The organism is Blautia sp. AM23-13AC, from assembly GCF_003435675.1.
GTDB classification, from domain to species: Bacteria; Bacillota; Clostridia; order Lachnospirales; family Lachnospiraceae; genus Fusicatenibacter; species Fusicatenibacter saccharivorans.
The window spans coordinates 1-335 of sequence record NZ_QTUL01000026.1 but is presented as its reverse complement, the minus strand read 5'-3'; the positions used below and the strand labels follow the sequence as shown (position 1 = coordinate 335).

Genomic DNA, 335 nt, shown 5'->3' with positions numbered 1-335 from the left:
GTCCGCAGTCTGCTCTTTATCGGCAAGCTGAAGGACAGCCCCACAACAAGGGTACTTATCCATGAGAAAAGCTCCCTTGCGCCGCCCGGACAGTCCCTTGCCTTTTCTCTGGGAGACGAGAAAGGCTTTGAGTGGATAGGGGCTTATGACATTACCGCTGACGAGCTTCTTGCCGGGACAGACACCGCAAAGACCGAGAGCAAGACCGCACAGGCGCAAATGCTCATTCTGGAATTGCTTGCGGACGGAAAGCGTATGCCGAGTGCAGAGTTGGAAAAGGCAGTCAATGAGCGTGGGATTTCCTCACGCACCATGAGAACGGCAAAGAGCCGTAT

General features: G+C 54.6%; 1 pseudogene. It reads left to right on the top strand.

Annotation, left to right across the window (positions count from 1 at the left end):
- Positions 1-335 (top strand): annotated as a pseudogene (locus DW642_RS16375) (AAA family ATPase); the annotation flags it as partial.